16 protein-coding genes are annotated in these 20371 nt (G+C 63.8%); 10 read left to right on the plus strand and 6 right to left on the minus strand.

Annotated elements, in window-relative coordinates:
- Nucleotides 1-59 precede the first annotated feature (59 nt).
- Entirely contained in the window at nt 60-1268 is a 1209-nt protein-coding gene (locus tag LY622_RS16090; RefSeq protein ID WP_234291821.1) for a M24 family metallopeptidase, read from the plus strand.
- Here the strand turns inward: LY622_RS16090 and LY622_RS16095 are convergent.
- Complete coding sequence (locus LY622_RS16095; protein ID WP_234291822.1) at nt 1261-2163, minus strand: LysR family transcriptional regulator; 903 nt, start codon at nt 2161-2163, stop codon at nt 1261-1263. The two genes, LY622_RS16090 and LY622_RS16095, sit on opposite strands and share 8 nt — an antisense overlap.
- Nucleotides 2164-2432: 269 nt before the next feature.
- Between LY622_RS16095 and LY622_RS16100 the strand changes: the two genes are divergently transcribed.
- The 9 genes from LY622_RS16100 to LY622_RS16140 all read left to right on the plus strand — a co-directional run bounded on the left by LY622_RS16100 (nt 2433) and on the right by LY622_RS16140 (nt 15239).
- Entirely contained in the window at nt 2433-3881 is a 1449-nt protein-coding gene (locus tag LY622_RS16100; RefSeq protein ID WP_234291823.1) for a sodium:solute symporter family protein, read from the plus strand.
- Nucleotides 3882-4097: 216 nt separating this feature from the next.
- Nucleotides 4098-5192: a GlxA family transcriptional regulator gene (locus tag LY622_RS16105; protein ID WP_234291824.1), complete on the plus strand. Its 1095-nt coding sequence runs from the start codon at nt 4098-4100 to the stop codon at nt 5190-5192.
- A 288-nt stretch (nt 5193-5480) separates the two neighbouring features.
- A complete protein-coding gene (glyA, locus tag LY622_RS16110) occupies nt 5481-6782 on the plus strand; it encodes a serine hydroxymethyltransferase (protein ID WP_234291825.1) in 1302 nt (433 codons plus the stop codon).
- A 49-nt stretch (nt 6783-6831) separates the two neighbouring features.
- The gene (locus LY622_RS16115) at nt 6832-8082 is read left to right on the plus strand and encodes a sarcosine oxidase subunit beta family protein (protein ID WP_114478133.1); all 1251 of its coding nucleotides are present in this window, start codon (nt 6832-6834) and stop codon (nt 8080-8082) included.
- A 12-nt stretch (nt 8083-8094) separates the two neighbouring features.
- The gene (locus tag LY622_RS16120; RefSeq protein ID WP_234291826.1) at nt 8095-8427 is read left to right on the plus strand and encodes a sarcosine oxidase subunit delta; all 333 of its coding nucleotides are present in this window, start codon (nt 8095-8097) and stop codon (nt 8425-8427) included.
- On the plus strand, nt 8424-11474 hold the full coding sequence (locus LY622_RS16125) for a sarcosine oxidase subunit alpha family protein (RefSeq protein WP_234291827.1): 3051 nt from the start codon (nt 8424-8426) through the stop codon (nt 11472-11474). The genes LY622_RS16120 and LY622_RS16125 overlap by 4 nt, the downstream gene beginning before the upstream one ends.
- Nucleotides 11467-12102 (plus strand): sarcosine oxidase subunit gamma, encoded by a 636-nt coding sequence (locus LY622_RS16130; protein WP_234291828.1) that lies wholly within the window; start codon nt 11467-11469, stop codon nt 12100-12102. Before LY622_RS16125 ends, LY622_RS16130 begins: the two co-directional genes overlap by 8 nt.
- Nucleotides 12103-12247: 145 nt before the next feature.
- The gene (gene purU / locus LY622_RS16135; protein ID WP_234291829.1) at nt 12248-13114 is read left to right on the plus strand and encodes a formyltetrahydrofolate deformylase; all 867 of its coding nucleotides are present in this window, start codon (nt 12248-12250) and stop codon (nt 13112-13114) included.
- Nucleotides 13115-13910: 796 nt separating this feature from the next.
- Complete coding sequence (locus LY622_RS16140; RefSeq protein ID WP_234291830.1) at nt 13911-15239, plus strand: ABC transporter substrate-binding protein; 1329 nt, start codon at nt 13911-13913, stop codon at nt 15237-15239.
- Nucleotides 15240-15320: 81 nt separating this feature from the next.
- On the opposite strand, the gene LY622_RS16145 is transcribed toward LY622_RS16140, so the two are convergent.
- From LY622_RS16145 to LY622_RS16165, 5 genes are all read right to left on the minus strand, one after another.
- Complete coding sequence (locus LY622_RS16145) at nt 15321-16526, minus strand: branched-chain amino acid ABC transporter permease (RefSeq protein WP_234291831.1); 1206 nt, start codon at nt 16524-16526, stop codon at nt 15321-15323.
- A gap of 6 nt (nt 16527-16532) precedes the next feature.
- Entirely contained in the window at nt 16533-17606 is a 1074-nt protein-coding gene (locus LY622_RS16150) for a branched-chain amino acid ABC transporter permease (RefSeq protein ID WP_234291832.1), read from the minus strand.
- Nucleotides 17607-17609: 3 nt separating this feature from the next.
- The gene (locus LY622_RS16155; protein ID WP_234291833.1) at nt 17610-18317 is read right to left on the minus strand and encodes an ABC transporter ATP-binding protein; all 708 of its coding nucleotides are present in this window, start codon (nt 18315-18317) and stop codon (nt 17610-17612) included.
- Nucleotides 18298-19122 (minus strand): ABC transporter ATP-binding protein, encoded by an 825-nt coding sequence (locus LY622_RS16160; protein WP_234291834.1) that lies wholly within the window; start codon nt 19120-19122, stop codon nt 18298-18300. Before LY622_RS16160 ends, LY622_RS16155 begins: the two co-directional genes overlap by 20 nt.
- 217 nt (nt 19123-19339) lie before the next feature.
- A partial coding sequence (locus LY622_RS16165) for a heavy metal translocating P-type ATPase (RefSeq protein WP_234291835.1) occupies nt 19340-20371 on the minus strand: 1032 nt, incomplete at its 5' end.

Genomic DNA, 20371 nt, shown 5'->3' on the forward strand with positions numbered 1-20371 from the left:
TTTCAGGTTGGGTAAAAACCCCGCGGCGCAAGCCGCTTGAGGACGAAGGAGACAACAAGATGCAACTTCCATCGATGATCGAGATTCCCAACGGGGAAAAGGTTGTTCCCACTTTCTCGGACGCCGAGATGCAAGGAAGGCTGGCACGCCTCAGGAAGACCATGGCAGCCAATGATATTGACGCCGTGGTGATGACGTCATATCACAACATCAACTACTTCAGCGATTTCGTCTATTGCAAGTTTGGGCGTGACTATGGCCTTGTCGTCACTCAAGACCGATTCACGACCGTGACCGCCAATATCGACGGCGGTCAGCCTTGGCGGCGCAATCGCCTGGGCGACAATATCGTCTATACCGACTGGCAGAAGGACAACTTCTTCAAGGCGGTCAAGCAGCTCTGCGAAGGTCGCCGCCGGGTTGGCGTCGAGTTCGATCACCTGACGCTGCAGAACCAGCAGAAGCTGTTGACGGCCCTGGGTGACGTGGAGCTGGTGGATATCGGCGTGCCGAGCATGCAGATGCGCATGATCAAGTCCTCCGAGGAGATCGCGCTGATTCGCCAGGGTGCGCGGATTGCCGACGTGGGCGGGGTGGCCGTGCGCGATGCCATTGCGGCCGGGGTGCCGGAATATGAGGTCGCCCTGGCGGGCCAGCGTGCCATGGTGCGCGAGATCGCCAAGACCTATCCCAACAGCGAGCTGATGGATACCTGGGTCTGGTTCCAGTCGGGCATCAATACCGACGGCGCCCACAACCCGGTGACCAGCCGTCGCGTCCAGCCCGGCGATATCCTGAGCCTGAATACCTTCCCGATGATCTCTGGCTACTACACTGCCCTGGAGAGGACCCTGTTCTGCGAGCACGCCTCCGACGAGCACCTGCGGCTGTGGGAGGCGAACTGCGAGGTCCACCGGCGTGGCCAGGAGCTGATCAAGCCCGGGGTACGCTGCTGCGATATCGCGCACGAGCTCAACGATATCTTCGCCAAGCATGACCTGCTCAAGTATCGCACCTTCGGCTACGGGCACTCCTTCGGTACCTTGAGCCACTACTACGGTCGCGAGGCTGGCCTGGAGCTGCGCGAAGACATCGAGACGGTGCTCGAGCCCAACATGGTTGTCTCCATGGAGCCGATGATCACGATTCCGGAAGGCACACCAGGTGCCGGTGGCTATCGAGAGCACGACATCCTTGTGGTCAACGAGCACGGTGCCGAAAACATCACCGGGTTCCCGTATGGGCCGGAGCACAACATCGTCAAGTAGGCGTTATATGTCCGCGTGATCCGAGCATGGGGTGAGGAGCAAGATTGGCGAGCCCGGCGCGTAAGAAGTCGAGTACGTGCCGGGTTGCCACGCTTAACTCACGCTCCCGATAGTAGAGGCCAATACTGACCGAGCCGAGGCTTGGCAGTTGCTTTGTCTCGATTGCTGTGGACAGGTGGGACGGTACCACTGATGAAGCCATAGCGGTCAGACCAAGGCCCTCCTCTACGGCCGACATTATCCCTAGCAGGCTGGGAGTGGTATAAGCAATGCGATATTTTCTATCTGCCCTCTCCAAGGAGCTCTCCAGCATTGCCCGGTAGATACAGCCCTGCGGGTAGGTGACCAACGGAATCAGGTCTAATTCAGCAAGATTTCCAGGGCTCATCACCCAGGTCAGTTGGTCTAGGCGATAGTCTCGTTTATCGCGGTCTTCCTGAACTCTCTCAGGTTCCATGACAAGGCATATGTCATAGACGTGCTTTTGGTATTTTTGATAAATGACCTTGCTGATATCACAGTCCACTTCGACCATGATTTCGGGATAGGTTCGTGCCAGGTTGCGCAATGCTTTTGGCAAAAAGGCTAGCTCGAAATCATTGGGTATCCCTAGGCGAACTTTCCCCGAGACATTGGCTCCTCCCAAGCGCGAAACGACCATGTCATTGACCTCAAGAATCTGCCTGGCAGCGTGGTAAAGGTATTCTCCATCCTCCGTCAGTTCCAGACTCGTTCCTCTAACGAATATCTGGGTGTCGAGCAGCGATTCCAGCTTCTTGATCTGTAGGCTGATAGCCGGTTGAGAGCGGCCAAGGAGTTCACCTGCACTGGTGAAGCCACCCAAGTCCTTGATGGTGACGAAAGTGCGGAGCAAGTCTGTCGGTATATTCTTCATATCGTGGCACTATCATTAGAATTTATGGGGGGATTTGAGATACAAATTGGCTGATTTCATGAGTATAAAATACCTTGGATTTGCTAGGAAGGGAAACAAAATGGGGAAGCCAATTCATTTAATAAAGAACAAGAGGGTGCGTGAATGAATTCCTGGGTATTGAGTACTTTTATCGTTCTTACTTGCTACATGCTAGTCCATGCTGGAGCAGCCTATCTTCGAAGGGAGCTTAAAAGAAAATCCACTAACGACTCAATGAGGAGATAGTTATGGATGCCTACAAGTTTTTCAATTGGGGCCTATTGATTCTGACCTTCGGCTTGCTGATCTACCTCGGCTATCTCTCGTCACGCTACATGAACAAGAGTGATGAAGGGGGATTCCTGGTGGCGGGGAGATCGCTTGGGGCCTTTGTGGCTGCAGGCACCATCGTGGCTACAGGCTTCAGTGGGTGGGGCTTCATGGGATCTCCCGGTGTGACCTATCAGTTCGGCGCCATCGAAGTGCTGGGCAATTTTTTCTTCGCGCCGGCGATGATGATCGCTGTCCTGTACTTCGCACGCTTCCTGCAGCGCCGGGCCATCGAGATGGGCAGCAACACTATTCCCGAGTATATCGCACAGATCCATGGCAGCGGTGTCATGGGGCGGGTGCTGCAGGGCTTGGCCGCATTTATCACTATTTTGCTGTTGATGGTCTTCTTGGTCAGCCAGATCAAGGCCGTCGGCCTGCTCGGCGCCAGCTGGCTGGGAATCGAGCTCAACCAGAGCGCCTTCCTGATGGTCTCTGTGATCATCGTCTATACCATGCTCGGTGGCTTAGCGGCAGTGGCCTGGACCGATACCGTCATGGTCTGCGGCATGGCCCTGGCTGCAGTTATCATTTTGCTGCAGATTCTGACCTCGGTGGATCTGGGTACCTGGGAGGCCTCGCTCAATGCTATTGATCCTGAGTTGCTCAACCCTACGACCGGGGCTCACTTTGGCGACTCCATTGGCACTGTTTTCCTGGTGCTTCCGTATGCCTTCCTGTTTGCCGCCGTACTGCCCTACATGGCCATTCGCTTCCTGGCCATGAAGCCCGACGTAAAATTACACAAGGTGGGGGTCTACGTAGCCATCCTAGGGGCCCTGCTGAGCCTGATCCCCATCGTGGGGCTATACGTGCGCATGCACGTGCCGGACCTGGCGGATCCCGACATGGCTATGCCCGTTTATCTGGAGCAGTTCATGCATCCAGCCATTCAAGGAATTATTACACTGTTCATCATCTTCGCGATGAAGTCCACCGCCAACTCACTGCTTCACACGGTGGCCTCGGCGACATCCCATGACCTGCGCCTGTCACTGTTCGGCTCGGTCTCCAGCGAGAGTCTGGCTCTGTTGATCAACCGTGCAGCGGTGGTGGTGCTTGGAGTAGTGGCCCTGATGATGATGCTCTATGCGCCACCCTTCATGCTTTCCTGGCTTGGTATCCTGGGCTCAGGCACCCTACTGGCCAGCATGATTGGACCTGTATTCATCTCCACCTTTTGGCAGGGCAGCGCCTGGGGAGCCCTCACCGCCATGCTGGCGGGCTTCTTCACCAGTGGCTATATGATGCTATTCGCCGATGTGGGATGGCTGATCGGACCGCTGACCGGGTGTGTCGTTTCATCGACCTTCTACATTGTCATTTCCCTGATGACAGGAAGACATAGCTATCGGCAGGTGACCTAGGGTAGCCACTGTCTTGATAGGGGCCACGCTCGAAGGAATAACGGAGCGTGGCCTCTGGCTTCGGGTGCGATCTCGCTTGAGTTCAGGAATGTCACACCACTTTACCAACCTCTTGAGTGGGAGTTTTTTATGTGTTGGGAGAGGGCCAAGCAAGCCGGAGGCTCCCTGTGAGCGCATATTGGTTGCCCGCCGTGGAGAATGCGTTAGAGTCGAGCCATGAACGACATCAAAGGCACTACCCGTGCTGCAGACCGAGCCCATAAGAGCGCCTCCTTGATCGATATGGCAACAGAGGCGTCGCTCTCCGTCGGTTTCGTCTTGCTGCACCGCTTCACCCTGTTCCCCTTTGCGGCCTTTGTCGACTGCCTGCGACTGGCGGCCGACGAGGGTGATCGCAGCCGCCAGCTGCGCTGTCACTGGACCTTCATGACCAGCGCCGGCCAGGAGGCCGTTTCCAGCTGCGGTGCCGCGGTCTCGCCCTGCCGGACGTTCCAGCCTCCCGATGAATTCGACTACATCGTGGTGATCGGTGGCGTCCAGGACCAGCAGGACCGGGTCGATACCACGGCGCTGGCCTACCTGCGCCAGGCGGCTGCTGCCCAGGTGCCGCTGGTCGGGCTGTGCACCGGGGTCTTCGCCCTTATCCAGGCGGGGCTGATGAAGGAGCGGCGCTGCTGTGTCAGCTGGTATCACCACCACGACATGGTTCAGCGCTTTCCCACCATCGAGCCGGTGGCCGACCGGCTTTTTATCGATGATGGTGATCGCATCACCTGCGCGGGGGGCGCGGCGGGGGCGGATCTGGCCGCCTACCTGGTCGAGCGGCACCTGGGGAAAGCGTGGGCCATGAAGAGCCTGCATATCATGCAGCTCGACGAAGGGCGCACCGGGGTTCATCCGCAGCCGCAGCCGGTGGTGTTCGGCAAGGTCGAGGATCGCCTGGTGCGTCGCTCCATCGCCCTGCTCGAGCAGCATCTGGGTGAGGCCATTTCCATGGAGGTGCTCGCCGAACGCGTCGGTACGTCGCGTCGAAACCTGGAGCGTCGTTTCCGCGAGGTGCTGGGCGTCGGCCCCCAGAAGTTCGCCCGCGACCTGCGTCTGCGCTACGGGCTCTGGCTGCTGCACTACACCAGCAAGAGCATCACCGAGATCGGCGAGCGCTGCGGCTTCGCCGATACACCGCACTTTTCCCGCCACTTCCGTAGCGCCTTCGGCATGACACCATCGGAGATGCGCAAGCGTGCCAGCGAGCCGGGCGGCGACAAGGTCGACCCCTTTTTCCTGCATGTCGAGGGCCGCCCGGCGCTCTAGGCCGCCTTGCCCTTTCGCCCGGCTCACGCGGCATCAAGCCGATTTCCCCAAGCGGTGCCCAGTCCGACGATCCGGCGATGCCCGCGTTGTGGGCCGGCACGCACGTTCAGGGAGTCTGTCGCATTTATTCAATCTTTCTCTCTCCCGCAGGCCTTTAATCGCAGCATGAGCCGAATACCCTGCGCGCCGATTATCTGCGCATAAGGATTTCAAATTTTTCATGCAGGCAGGTTGCCGATAGATTCGAAGACACATCCTGCTCAGTACCGATAACAACAGGAGTCAGTCATGAACCAGGTTGGTCTCACCACCTTCGATCCCCAGATTGCTGCAGCCATCGCCGAGGAAGTGGCCCGTCAGGAGGCCCATATCGAGCTGATCGCGTCGGAGAACTACACCAGCCGCGCGGTGATGGAAGCCCAGGGCTCCCAGCTCACCAACAAGTATGCCGAGGGCTACCCGGGCAAGCGCTACTACGGTGGCTGCGAGTTCGTCGACAAGGTCGAGGCGCTGGCCATCGAGCGCGCCTGCGACCTCTTCGGCGCCGACTATGCCAACGTCCAGCCCCACTCCGGGGCCCAGGCCAATGCCGCCGTCTTCATGGCGCTGGTCTCCCCGGGTGACACCGTGCTGGGCATGAGCCTGGCCCACGGCGGCCACCTGACCCACGGCGCCGCGCCGAACTTCTCCGGCAAGCACTACAATGCCGTGCAGTACGGCCTCAATGCGGAAACCGGCGAAATCGACTACGAAGAAGTCGAGCGCCTGGCGCGCAGCCACAAGCCGAAGATGATCATCGCCGGTTTCTCCGCCTATTCCCGGGTGGTGGACTGGCGTCGTTTCCGCGCCATCGCCGATGAGGTGGGCGCCTGGCTGATGGTGGACATGGCCCACGTCGCCGGCCTGGTCGCCGCCGGCCTCTACCCGAGCCCGCTGCCCCATGCCCACGTGGTGACTACCACCACCCACAAGACGCTGCGCGGCCCGCGCGGTGGCCTGATCCTCTCCGCCCATGGCGATGCGGATCTCTACAAGAAGCTCAACGGTGCGGTCTTCCCGGGCCAGCAGGGCGGCCCGCTGATGCATGTGATCGCGGCCAAGGCGGTGGCGTTCAAGGAGGCCATGAACCAGGACTTCGTACGCTACCAGCAACAGGTGATCGACAACGCCCGGGCCATGGCAGGGGTCTTCATCGATCGCGGCTATGACGTGGTCTCCGGCGGCACCGACGACCATCTGTTCCTGGTTTCGCTGATTCGTCAGGGTGTGACCGGCAAGGACGCGGACGCCGCCCTGGGCCGCGCCCATATCACGGTCAACAAGAACTCGGTGCCCAACGATCCCCAGAGCCCCTTCGTCACCTCCGGCCTGCGTCTCGGCACCCCGGCGGCCACCGCCCGCGGCTTCGATGCCCAGGAGTGTGGCGAACTGGCCGGCTGGATCTGCGACATCCTCGACGTGCTGGCCGAGCGCGGCAACACCGACGCCGTGGAAGCCGAGGTGCGTGAAAAGGTCGCCGAGCTCTGCGAACGCCACCCGGTCTACGGTGCCGTCGCCCCGGCAGCTGCGCAAGACACCGCCACCGCCTGAACCCGTATGGTCCGGTCCCGCCCAGCGGGACCGGTCGAGGAGAGAGAGTATGCAACGCTATTCAGGATTCGGGCTGGCCAAGCACGCCCTTAGCCACCACGAGAACTGGGAGCGCCAGTGGCGCAATCCCACGCCGAAGAAGCAGTACGACGTAATCATCGTCGGCGGCGGCGGCCACGGCCTGGCCACCGCCTACTACCTGGCCAAGGAGTTCGGCGTCAAGAACGTGGCGGTGATCGAGAAGGGCTGGCTGGGCGGCGGTAACACGGCGCGTAATACCACCATCGTGCGTTCCAACTACCTGTGGGACGAGGCGGCAGCCCTCTACGAGCATGCCATGAAGCTGTGGGAAGGGCTCTCCCAGGACCTGAACTACAACGTGATGTTCTCCCAGCGGGGCGTGCTCAACCTGGGCCACACCCTGCAGGACATGCGCGATATCCAGCGCCGGGTCAATGCCAACCGCCTGAACGGTATCGACGGCGAGGTGCTGGACGCCAAGGGCGTGCAGGAGCTGGTGCCGATCATGGACTGCTCTTCGCGCGCCCGCTATCCGGTGATGGGCGCCTCCTGGCAGCCGCGCGCCGGCGTGGCCCGCCACGACGCCGTGGCCTGGGGCTATGCCCGCGGTGCCGATGCCCACGGGGTGGATATCCTCCAGCAGACCGAGGTCACCGGCTTCAAGATCCGCGACGGCCAGGTCTATGGCGTGCACACCAACCGCGGCGATATCGAGGCCAAGACCGTGGGCTGCGTGGCCGCCGGTAACTCCAGTGTGCTGGCCAAGATGGCCGGTTTCAATCTGCCGCTGGAGTCGCATCCGCTGCAGGCCCTGGTCTCCGAGCCCCTCAAGCCCATCCTCGATACCGTGGTGATGTCCAACCATGTGCACGGCTATATCAGCCAGTCCGACAAGGGCGACCTGGTGATCGGCGCCGGTATCGATGGCTACAACGGCTATGGCCAGCGCGGCAGCTACCCCACCGTGGAGCACACCCTGCAGGCCATCGTCGAGATGTTCCCGATCTTCTCCCGGGTGCGCATGAACCGCCAGTGGGGCGGCATCGTCGACACCTGCCCGGATGCCTGTCCGATCCTCTCCAAGACCCCGGTGAAGGGCCTGTTCTTCAACTGTGGCTGGGGCACCGGTGGCTTCAAGGCCACGCCGGGCTCGGGTCATGTGTTCGCCGCCAGCCTGGCCAAGGGCGAGATGCACCCCATCGCCGAGCCCTTCTCCATGTTCCGTTTCCATAGCGGGGCCCTGATCGACGAGCACGGCGCCGCCGGCGTGGCCCACTAAGGAGAATTCGCCATGTTCTATATCTATTGCCCCTACTGCGGCGAACACCGTGAGGAAGAGGAGTTTCACCCCAAGGGCCAGGCGCATATCGAGCGACCCAAGAACCCCGAGGCGTGCAGCGACGAGGAGTGGGGCGACTACCTCTTCTTCCGTGACAACCCCCGGGGCGTGCATCACGAGCTGTGGGTGCACGCGGTGGGTTGCCGCAAGTTCTTCAACGTCACGCGTCACACCGTGACCTACGAGATCCTCGAGACCTACAAGATGGGCGATCAGCCCTCGATCACCGCCGACAGCCAGAACCAGGTCGCCGCGGCCAGCCGTCAAGAAGGAGTGCGCGCATGAGCCAGTCCAACAAGCAAGTGCACCGCCTGGCCAAGGGCGGTCGGATCGATCGCTCCCGCACCCTGAGCTTCACCTTCAATGGCCAGAGCTACCAGGGACATCCGGGGGATACCCTGGCCTCGGCGCTGCTGGCCAACGGCGTGGATATCGTCAACCGCAGCTTCAAGTACTCCCGTCCCCGGGGCATCGTCGCCGCCGGCGCCGAGGAGCCGAATGCGGTCGTCCAGCTGGGCAGCACCGAGGCGGCCCAGGTGCCCAACGTGCGCGCCACCCAGCAGGCGCTGTTCGCCGGCCTCACCGCCCGCAGCACCAACGGCTGGCCCAATGTGCAGCGCGACATGATGGGCCTGGTCGGCAAGCTGGGCGGCAAGTTCATGCCCCCGGGCTTCTACTACAAGACTTTCATGGCCCCGGCCTCGATGTGGATGACCTACGAGAAGTACATCCGCAAGAGCGCCGGCCTGGGGCGCAGCCCCATGGAAGCCGATCCGGACACCTACGACCACCTGCACCAGCACTGCGATGTGCTGGTGGTGGGCGCTGGCCCTGCCGGCCTGGCCGCGGCCCTGGCCGCCGCGCGCAGCGGTGCCCGGGTGATCGTCGCCGACGAGCAGGAGGAGATGGGCGGCTCGCTGCTGGATAGCCGCGAGACCCTGGACGACAAGCCGGCGGACCAGTGGGCGACCCAGGTGCTCGAGGAACTGGCCGGGTGCGAGAACGTCACCCTGCTGGCGCGCACCACCGCCAACGGCTACCACGACCACCACTTCGTCACTCTGCACGAGCGGCGCACCGAGCACCTCGGCGAGACCGCGCCCCTGGCCAGTGGCCGTCGTCAGGTGCGCTCACGCATGCACCGGGTGCGCGCCGGCCAGGTGATCCTGGCCACCGGTGCCCACGAGCGTCCGCTGGTCTACGCCGGCAACGACGTGCCGGGCAACCTGCTGGCTGGTGCCGTTTCCACCTATATCCGCCGCTACGGCGTGGCGCCGGGCAACAAGCTGGTGCTCTCCACCAGCAACGACTACGGCTATCGCGCCGCCCTCGACTGGAAGGAGGCGGGTCGCGAGGTGGTGGCCATCGTCGACGCCCGCCAGGCCCCCGCCGGCGAATGGGTGGAAGCCGCCCGCGCCCAGGGCATCAAGATCATCACCGGTAGCGCCGTGATCGAGGCCAAAGGCTCCAGCCGCGTCAGCGCGGCGCGGGTCGCCAAGATCGATATCGACGCCTTCAAGGTTACCGGCCAGGCCGAGACGCTGACCTGCGACACCATCGCCAGCTCCGGCGGCTACAGCCCGGTGATCCACCTGGCCTCCCACACCGGCGCCCGGCCCACCTGGCGCGACGATCTCCTCGGCTTCGTGCCGAGCCTGGTGAAGGGCGTGCAGGCCTGCGGCGGTGCCAACGGCACCTATGCCCTGGGCGAGGTGCTCGCCGACGGCGTGGAGGCCGGCATCAAGGCCGCCGCCGCTACCGGCCATGCCGCCACGGCGGTCAGCCTGCCCCAGGCCAAGCAACTCGAGCAGGGCCCGGCGGCACCGCTCTTCCAGGTGCCCCACGAGAAGCCGACCCTGCGCGCGCCCAAGCAGTTCGTCGACCTGCAGAACGACGTCACCGCAGCGGGCATCGAGCTGGCCACCCGCGAGGGCTTCGAGTCCATCGAGCACGTCAAGCGCTACACCGCCATGGGCTTCGGCACCGACCAGGGCAAGCTGGGCAATATCAACGGCATGGCCATCGCCGCCCGCTGCCTGAACAAGTCGATCCCCGAGGTGGGCACCACGGTGTTCCGCCCCAACTACACCCCGGTGACCTTCGGCGCCATCGTCGGCCGTCACTGCCGCGATCTGTTCGATCCCGAGCGCTACACCGCCCTGCACCAGTGGCATGTGGAAAACGGCGCCGAGTTCGAGGACGTGGGCCAGTGGAAGCGTCCCTGGTACTACCCGCAGCGCGTCAACGGCAAGGTCGAGACCATGCACGAGGCGGTGGCTCGGGAGTGCAGCGCGGTGCGCGAGAAGATCGGCATCCTCGACGCCTCGACCCTGGGCAAGATCGACATCCAGGGCCCCGACGCCCGGGAATTCCTGGCGCGGATCTACACCAACAAGTGGGAGAAGCTGGCGGTCGGCAAGTGCCGCTACGGCCTGATGTGCAAGGACGACGGCATGGTCACCGACGACGGCGTGACCAGCTGCCTGGCCGAAAACCACTTCCTGATGACCACCACCACCGGCGGTGCCGCGGCGATCCTCGAGTGGCTGGAGCTGTGGCACCAGACCGAGTGGCCGGAGCTGGACGTCTACTTCAGCTCGGTGACCGACCACTGGGCCACCATGACCATCACTGGCCCCGAGGCGCGCAAGCTGCTGGCCGAGATCACCGATATCGATCTCGACAAGGACAGCTTCAAGTTCATGGACTGGCGTGCCGGCAAGGTAGCGGGCGTGCCGGCGCGGGTCTATCGCATCTCCTTCACCGGCGAGCTGACCTACGAGATCAACGTCCAGGCCAACTACGCCATGCACGTGTGGCAGACCCTCTTCAAGCACGGCGAGAAGTACGGCCTGACCCCGTACGGCACCGAGACCATGCACGTCCTGCGTGCCGAGAAGGGCTTCATCATCGTCGGCCAGGACACCGATGGCTCGGTGACCCCGGAAGACCTGGGCATGCAGTGGTGCGTGGGCTACGACAAGCCCTTCTCGTGGATCGGCAAGCGGGCCCTGACCCGTTCCGACACCAAGCGCGAGAACCGCAAGCAGCTGGTGGGCCTCAAGCCCAAGGACCCCAAGGTGGTGCTGGAGGAGGGTGCGCAGATCGTCTTCGATCCCAAGCACGCCATTCCCATGCCGATGGCCGGGCACGTGACCTCCAGCTACTACAGCCCGACCCTGGACTCCGGCTTCGCCCTGGCGGTGGTCAAGGGTGGCCACAACAAGCTGGGTGAGACCGTCTACCTGCCCATGGCGGACGGCCAGACCCATGAGGCCGAAATCGTCAGCCCGATCTTCTACGACCCCAAGGGAGAGCGCCAGCATGTCTAACGCGGCTACCTTCGATACCCGTACCGATAGCGCCATCCCGGTGGAGTCGCCGCTGGCCTACAGCTACCGCCGCAGCGGTGCACCGGCGGCCGGCCCCGAGAGCCGCGTCATCCTGCGCGAGCGCGCCCTGCTGGGCCACCTGGTCCTGCGCGGCGGCGCCATCGTCCTCGACGAGGCGGTGCGCGAGGTGCTGGGCCTCAACCTGCCCGGCGAGCCCCAGGGGCTGGTCCAGGATGAGCGCGGCGAGCGCTCGATCCAGTGGCTCTCCCCGGACGAGTGGCTGGTGATCGTCCCCGGCGGCGAGGAGTTCGAGCTGGAGACCCGGCTGCGCGAGCGCCTGGGGGACGCCCACTACGCCATCAGCGACGTCAGCGGCGGCCAGACCCTGCTGGAGCTTTCCGGCGAGGCGGCCCGTGAGCTGCTGATGAAGACGGTGATCTATGACGTCCATCCCAGCCACTTCCCGGTGGGCAGGGGCGTGACCACGGTCTTCGCCAAGGCCACCACCATCCTCCGCCGCCCCTCCGAGGAGCGCTGGGAACTGGTGGTGCGCCGCAGCTTCGCCGACTATTGCTATCGCTGGCTGCTTGACGCCGGCGAGGAGTACGCCATCGGCGTGGTACGCTGAAACCAGGCTTGCTCCACGTCGGCGAAACTTGCCCTTGTGGGAGCGCGGCGCTCCGGCGTACCGCGCGATAAGTCGGGGACTACCCTCCCCGGCACCATCCGGGGGCCCATTGTGGCCCCCTGTTTTTTCGAGTGAGGCGCCAATTATGAGCCAAGCATCTTCCACCTGGATCCTGGCCGCCCAGTGCCCCAGCCGACTGGGCACCGTGGACGTGGTCACCCGCTTCCTCAAGGAAAACCGCTGCTATATCACCGAGCAGCAATCCTTCGATGACCGGCTCAGCGAACGGTTCTTTATTCGCACCGAGTTCCGTCCCCTGGACGACGACTTCTCCGCCGAGACCTTCCAGGCCGCCTTCGCCGAGCGCGCCGACGAGTTCGCCATGGCGTTCGAGCTGACCCCGCCGGGGCGGCGCATGCCGGTGGTGATCATGGTCTCCAAGGCCGACCACTGCCTTAACGACCTGCTTTACCGCTACCGCACCGGGCAGCTGCCCATCGAGATTCGCGCCATCGTTTCCAACCACCCGGACCTGGCGCCCCTGGCGGAGTGGCACGATATTCCCTATCACCACTTCCCCATCACCCCCGAGACCAAGGCCGAGCAGGAGGCCCAGGTGTGGGAGGTGATCGAATCCAGCGGCGTCGAACTGGTGATCCTGGCACGCTACATGCAGGTGCTCTCCAGCGACCTGTGCACCAAGCTCAGCGGCCGGGCGATCAATATCCACCACTCCCTGCTGCCCGGCTTCAAGGGCGCCAAGCCCTACCACCAGGCCTATGACAAGGGGGTGAAGCTGGTCGGTGCCACCGCCCACTACATCAACGACGACCTGGACGAGGGGCCGATCATCACTCAGGGCGTGGAGCCGGTCGGCCATGCCGACTACCCGGAAGACCTGGTGGCCAAGGGGCGTGACATCGAGTGCCTGACCCTCGCTCGTGCGGTAGCCCTGCACGTGGAGCGGCGCGTCTTCCTCCACGCCCGCCGCACCGTGGTCTTCGATCGCTAACAATTGGTTTTCGCCAGTCAGCGCGAAATTAAATCCTGATTACGCATAAGATTCAGCAGGCGTCTGGTGGAGGCCGCCGCGTTGGCGGTGATCGTTGGCGTCGGCAACACCGCCGGGAGGCCTGCGGCCTCCAGTCGTGAGCTGAAGCTACTCCTACAGCGGCGTGGCAACGTTGGTGGAGAAAGCAGCTGTTGGAGCGCTCGGTTCGGCGCTCCGAGTCCCCATCGCGACTGGCGCCGATAGGCGCCTCGGCGGAGGCTGAAAGGTTGGTTGTTGTCGTGAATACCGGCAACACTGCCGGGAGGCCTGCGGCCTCCAGTCGTGAGCTGAAGCTACTCCTACAGCGGCGTGGCACCCTTGGTGGAAAAAACCGCTGTTGGAGCGCTGGTTCCCATCGCGACTGGCGCCGATAGGCGCCTCGGCGGAGGCTGAAAGGTTGGTTGTTGTCGTGAATACCGGCAACACCGCCGGGACGCCTGGCGGCGCCGTTCACCCGGGAGAACCCGGCCCCATAAGCGGCATCCCGACAAGCTAGGGACACCAACCGAGTCCACCGCACGGGCATGCGTATCCGCTAGTGGCCATGGCATCCGGCTCCAGGGCGGGGTATGACCCAGCTCAATCCTTCACGATTCCAGCAGCGAGCTATGCTTAACATTTGGACGTCGGGCAAAAAATGCAGACATTGCGGGAGCTCCCGGGGCCAACTCGCCTGACTGTCGTTGCGGAGCAGTAGCCATCACGGAAGCAGGACCACCTCACTCCCGGAGAGCTTCCCACGAGGAGGGCAGCAATCATGACGGCACCTGTACGCATCACCTCATCGACCGCCGGCATCGGGATGGCCGGCTTGACGGCATTGGCCATTGCAGTGGCTTCCAGTGCCGCCGTCGCGCAACCGCCCGCCATCCCCCTGGGACAGATCGCCCCGTTCACGGGGTCGGGCGCCGAGTTCGGCGAGTACTATCGCGACGGCGCGGCACTCGGGGTCCAGCACCTGAACGCCGCTTCAGAAGCAGTGCTCGGCGGCCCCATCATTGGCAACCATATCACCGAAGACAGTGCCACCCTGCCAAGCCCCGCCATCGAGGCGGCCCGCGGGCTGGTCGAGGTCCACGGGGTGCCGGCCATCATCGGTGGCTGGTCCAGCGGCGTGACCGTCGCTGTGGCAACCTCCGTGACCATCCCCTCGGAGGTCCTGCAGGTCTCCAACGGGTCGACATCGCCGCTGATCTCGGTGCTTCCGGAAGACCGTGACGCCGACCTGCTGTTCCGCACCACGGCGTCCGATGCCCTGCAGGGCGTGGTCGCCGCACAGCTTGTCGCGGGCGAGATCCTTGACGACTATCAGTTCGACAGTGCCTCGACGATCTTCATCAACAACCCGTACGGCCAGGGCCTGTCGAACGCCTTTGCCCGCTCGTTCCAGCTTCGCGGCGGCGTAGTGCACGCTCAGGTGCCACACCCCGAAGAAGTCCAGCCAACCTACACCTCGCAGCTCGCCTCGGCCCTGCAGGACGAGCCGGCGCTGCTTTTTGCAGCGAGCTATCCCGCGCATACCGCGACCTTCCTTTCCGAAGCGCGCGACCTCTTCGACGCGGTGGCATGGCAGTTTGTTGACGGCAACCGCTCCGATGACGTCATCCAGGCCCTCGGCGCCGACACCGTCGAAGGGGTGATCGGGACGGCACCCGGCCAGGACCCCAACATTCCGGGCTTCCAGAACTTCTCGGAGCAGTTCACAGCCGAGTTTGGACGCGACCGCATCCCGCCCTTCACCGAGTCGGCCTACGATGCCGCCATCGTCATCGGCCTGGCCGCGGTCAAGGCCTATGCAGACGGCTACGAGAACGTAGACGACATCACCGGGCCGGTGCTTCGCGACCGCCTGCGCGACGTCGCCAATCCCCCGGGGTTGACCATCATGGCCGGCGACTACGACAGTATCGTGGCCGGCATCGAGGCCATCATGGCCGGTGAGGAGGTCCAGTACAGCGGCGCCGCCGGACCGGTGGACTTCGACGAGAACGGCGATGTACTGACCCCCATCGCCATCTGGCAGTTCCGCGACGGCGTCAGCGAAACCATCGAGATCCGCTCGCCGGAAGACATCCCAGAAGAATGACGCGGTGCCACCCCCTGCGGCGCCCTCAGCGCGGGCTCCGCAGGGGCTGTCGTGCCGCCACCCGACCGACCCTCTCGGGCCTCAGCGCCGCTTCGGGTCGGGCACATAGCGGGATACCCGCATCTCCTCCGGCAGCAGCCCCTTGGGCCGGAACAGCACCACGGCGGCCAACAGCAGCGAGACCAGCAACCAGCGGATATACTGTGCCCGCCCGGGCAGGTCCTGATGGATGGCCGCCAGTAGCGGCTCGAGGGCGTTGGCCAGAAATGCCGTGCCCGCCCAGACGCCCCACACCAGAATCGCACCGACAATGGCGCCACGGTGGTTGCCGCTGCCGCCGAGCATAAGCATGATCCAGACCAGGAAGGTGGCAAACAGCGCATGGAAGTGGCTGTAGTCGATGGCCACCGTGTAGTGGGCATACAGCGCACCGGCGATCCCCATGATCACGGCCCCCACCACGAACGCCTGGACACGGGCGAAGGGGACATTCTTGCCGCTCATGGCCGCCGAGGTCTCCTCGTCACGCACCGCGCGCAGCATGCGACCCCACGGCGAGCGGCAGGCGCGCTCGAGCACCACATAGACCAGCGCGAGGCAGCCGGCCACGATCATCAGGTAGAAAGCGGTGTAGTCCCGGGTGCTCAAGGGCTCGATGATCCAGGCCAGGGAGTCGGGCACCCACTCGCAGTGGCGGGTTTCGAACAGGCAGCGCCCGGGCTGCGGGATGCCGCGCAGGGGTTGGGGGCCGTTGGCAAGCCAGCGCTCGTTCTGAAAGATCAGGCGAATGATCTCCGCCACGCCAATGGTGGCGATGGCAAGGAAGTCCAGGCGCAGGCGCAGCACCGGAACGGCCACCAGGAATGCCACGGCTCCCGACACCACCGCAGCCGCCATTACCCCCACCACGAACGGCATCTTCAACCCGAACAGCACCTGGGTATATTGAGCCGCCAGCCCCGTCGGCGCCTCGATGGTGAACAGTGCCGAGGTGAAGGCGCCCACCGCGAAGAAACCCGCCACACCGAAATTGAGATGACCGGTGTACCCCCATTGGGTATTGAGCCCCAGGCTGAGGATGGCGTAGATGCTCGCCATGGTCATGAAGCCGATAAAGTAGGACAGGTAGCCCGAAGGCACCAGGGCGGCGATGCCCAGACCGAGCCCAAGTCCCAGGACGATGCCGCCCGGCACCCGCCACCGCCGGCCGGGCGGCAGCAGAATCGGCAGGATGAAGGCCAGCGCAACGCCCAGCATCAGCCCCTTGAGAAATATCACTTGAGACATGGCACATTACCTCTCTGTGCGGCCAAGTAATCCCTGCGGGCGGATAAGCAGCGTCACGACCATGAGCACGAACGCCACCGCCGGGCCATAGGTCGGGTCGAGGAAAGAGGTCGACACCTGATGGGCAATGCCGATCATCAGCGCAGCACTCAGCGCCCCGTATGGATTGCCGATCCCCCCCATGATGGTGGCGGCAAACATCGGCAGCAGCAGCCAGAAACCCATCTCCGGGCGCAGCTGCGAACTCAGGCCATACATGATGCCGCCGGCGGCGGCGAGGCCGCCGCCGAGCACCCAGGTCCAGGCGATGACGCGCTCGGTGTTGATGCCACGGATCTGGGCCAGATGCGGGTTGTCGGCGGTGGCCCGCATCGCCTTGCCCATTCGGGTCCATTCGAGTAGCACATACATCATGGCGACCAGCACCAGCGCCAGCAGCAGTATGAACAACTGGTCGGCTCGCACCCGAATGCCGAACGGCAGGTAGAGCGCCGGATTGGGTCGTCCCGGATAGTAGAAATGGAAGTCCGGCCCCCAGATAAGATAGATCATGCTCTGAACGAAGAAGGCCATCGCCAGCGAGGCCATGGCGAAGAGGACCAGATGGGCCCCGGTGTTGCGCAAACGCCGGTACACGACACGGTCGATGGCCATTGCCACCACGCCGACCACCGGCATGGCCAGGACCAGGGCGATGAGGAATTCATAACCGAAGGACAGCGGGCGCAGCACTTCCCCCGTTGGCAGCAACGGAATCAGCGTGTAGGCCACGTAGGCTCCCAGCGTGACCAGGGCACCGTGGGAGAAATTGGGAAACTTCATGACCCCGTAGATCAGCGTCAGGCCGATGCTGCCAAGCGCGATGATGCCACCGAGCATCAGCCCCCAGGCCGTCAGCGCCAACAGCCGCTGGGCACTGGCGCCGGTCGCCAGGCCGGCAAGGTACATCGCGACCAGGATCGCCACCAGGGTGGCCATCAGAAACCCCCGGGTGCGGATGACGCCGCGCACCCGTTCACCGAGCCGCCGCTCATCGGCAGGCAGCTGCGGCTGGGACTGGTGAGGCTGATTGTCGGGCATGGTTCATCCCCCCAGGTAGAGGCGCGCCACGTCGGGGTCATCGAGCAGTTCCTGCCCGGTTCCGTCGTAACGGTTCTCACCGTTGGCCAACACATAGCCCCGGCTCGCCATCTGCAGCGATTTCCGGGCATTCTGTTCGACCATCAGTACCGCCAATCCCGCGGCATTGATGCGGCGGATGTTGTCGAATATCTCGTCAACCAGTTTGGGCGACAACCCGGCCGACGGCTCGTCGAGCAGCAGCAGATCCGGGTCCAGCATCAGTGCGCTGCCCATGGCCACCATCTGACGCTCACCGCCTGACATCTTTCCCGTACGTTGTCGCCGTCGCTCGTAGAGTTTGGGGAAAAGCGCATAGACCCGTTCGCGGCGCTTGGGAATCTCACGCTCATTGAGCAGATAGCCCCCCATATCGAGATTCTCCTCCACCGTCAGGGTGACGAAGACATTGGCCACCTGGGGCACATAGCACATGCCCAGGCCGACGATTTCATGGGGCTTGCGTCCATGTATCGGTTGATCACGGTAGGTGATGGTGCCTGATTTGGGGTGCAGAAGGCCGAAGATGGTCTTCATCAACGTCGACTTGCCGGCGCCATTAGGGCCAATCAGCGAGACGATCTCCCCCGCCTCCACGCTCAGATGGACATCATGGAGAATCTCCATGTCGCCATACCCCGCTGAGACCCCCTCAGCCTTCAGCAGCGGCATACTGGCCTCCGAGATAGGCTTCCAGAACCTGAGGATCATGGCGCACCGCCTCGGGGGGACCCTCCATCAGGTAGCGCCCTTCGCTCATCACGATCACCGGATTGCACAGACTCATCACCAGGTCCATGTCATGTTCGATGATCAGAAAGGTGATACCGCGCTCACGGTTGAGGCGTGCGATGTTCTCCTTGAGGCGACCCATCAGGGTCGGGTTGACCCCCGCACCGGGCTCGTCGAGCAGTACCAGCTTGGGGTCCGCCATCAGGGTTCGGGCCAGTTCGAGCAGCTTTTTTTGGCCGCCAGAGAGATTGCGGGCGTACTCATTGGCCAGGTGTGACAGGTCGAGGAACGCCAGCACCTCTTCGGCGTGCTGGCGAAGCGCCGCCTCCTGCGCACCCACCCGGCCGGGGCGCAGCAGGCTGGTGAAGAAGCGCTCGCCGGCCTGCCCGCGAGGCACAAGCATCAGGTTCTCGAGCACTGACATGCTGGCATGCTCGCGGGGGATCTGGAAGGTACGGCAGAGCCCACGGGCGAAGATCCGGTGCGGCGGCAGGCCGGTAATGTCGTTGCCATTGAGGTAAACGCGACCGGCCCGGGGTTCATAATAACCGGCCACGACATTGAACAGCGTGGTCTTGCCCGCCCCGTTCGGCCCGATCAATCCGGTGATGGTGCCCTGCTCGACAGACAGCGAAGCCCCATCCAGCGCCCGTAGACCGCCGAAGTCCATGACGAGGTGGCTGACCTCCAGCAGGGGCGGTATCGCACCGGCGTTATCGCTGGCTTCCGAGGGAGGAGTGGTCATCCGCGGCGGCTCCAGTAAGAGGCACAATGAGTCTGCACGGGCCCGGATACATGAATTGACGTTAGCAAACCCCTGTGGGGGTGTCGAATGAGGCGAGGCGGTTGACGATCAGGTAGAGGTGGGGCACCCCAGGTCAGCCAAGGCCACCGACGCAGAGGTATTTGATGCGCACGCATCCGGCCCATGCACCCCCGCCATGCTGGGGGCGCCTGGGCATTCAGGCAGCCTGCGGCACTTGCTGCTCCGGTGCTGTGGCCTCATCCGCTTCGATCACTATCGGTGGCCGGAATCCCTTGAGCCGCAAGGCATTGGTGAGTACGCAGATGCTCGAGGCGGCCATGGCCACGGCGGCAAAGACCGGCGAGAGCAGGATGCCGAAGGCGGGAAACAGCACGCCGGCAGCCACCGGGATCAGCAGCGTGTTGTAGGCGAAGGCCCAGAACAGGTTCTGCTTGATATTGCGAATGGTGGCCCGGGACAGTGCGATGGCATTGGGCACGTTGCGCAGGTCGCCGGACATCAGCACCACCTCGGCGGACTCGATGGCGATATCGGTGCCGGTGCCGATGGCGATGCCCACATCGGCCTGGGCCAGGGCCGGTGCGTCATTGATGCCGTCGCCCACGAAGGCCACCAGGCCGCCTTCGGCCTGCAGGCCCTTCACCGCATCCACCTTGCCGTCGGGGAGCACTTCGGCCACCACCTTGTCGATGCCGAGACGGCGGGCGATGGCCTCGGCGGTGCGTCGGTTGTCGCCGGTGATCATCGCCACCTGCAGGCCCTCGGCGTGCAGGGCGCGGATGGCGGCCGGCGTGGATTCCTTGATCGGGTCGGCGACGGCGATGATCGCTGCCAGGCGACCGTCGATGGCGGCATAGAGCGGGCTCTTGCCCTCGTCGGCGAGACGATGCGCGGCCTTGGCGAAGACGTCCACGTCCAGACCCAGCTTGCGCATGTAGCGGTCGGCACCTACCTCTACACGGCGGCCGTTGACCTCTGCCGCGACGCCGTAGCCGGGGTCGGCCTCGAAATGCTGAACGGTATCGGGCTCCATCCCGCGTGCCCTGGCCGCGTTGACGATGGCCTCGGCGATGGGGTGTTCCGACTGGCGCTCCACGGAGGCCACCAGCTGCAGCACCTCGGCCTCGGCGAAGTCACCGGCCACCACCAGGTCGGTGAGCTCTGGCCGGCCCTTGGTCAGGGTCCCGGTCTTGTCCAGGGCGATGACCGTGGCGTCACGCAGCGACTG

The organism is Halomonas alkalisoli, from assembly GCF_021412585.1.
GTDB lineage: Bacteria > Pseudomonadota > Gammaproteobacteria > Pseudomonadales > Halomonadaceae > Halomonas > Halomonas alkalisoli.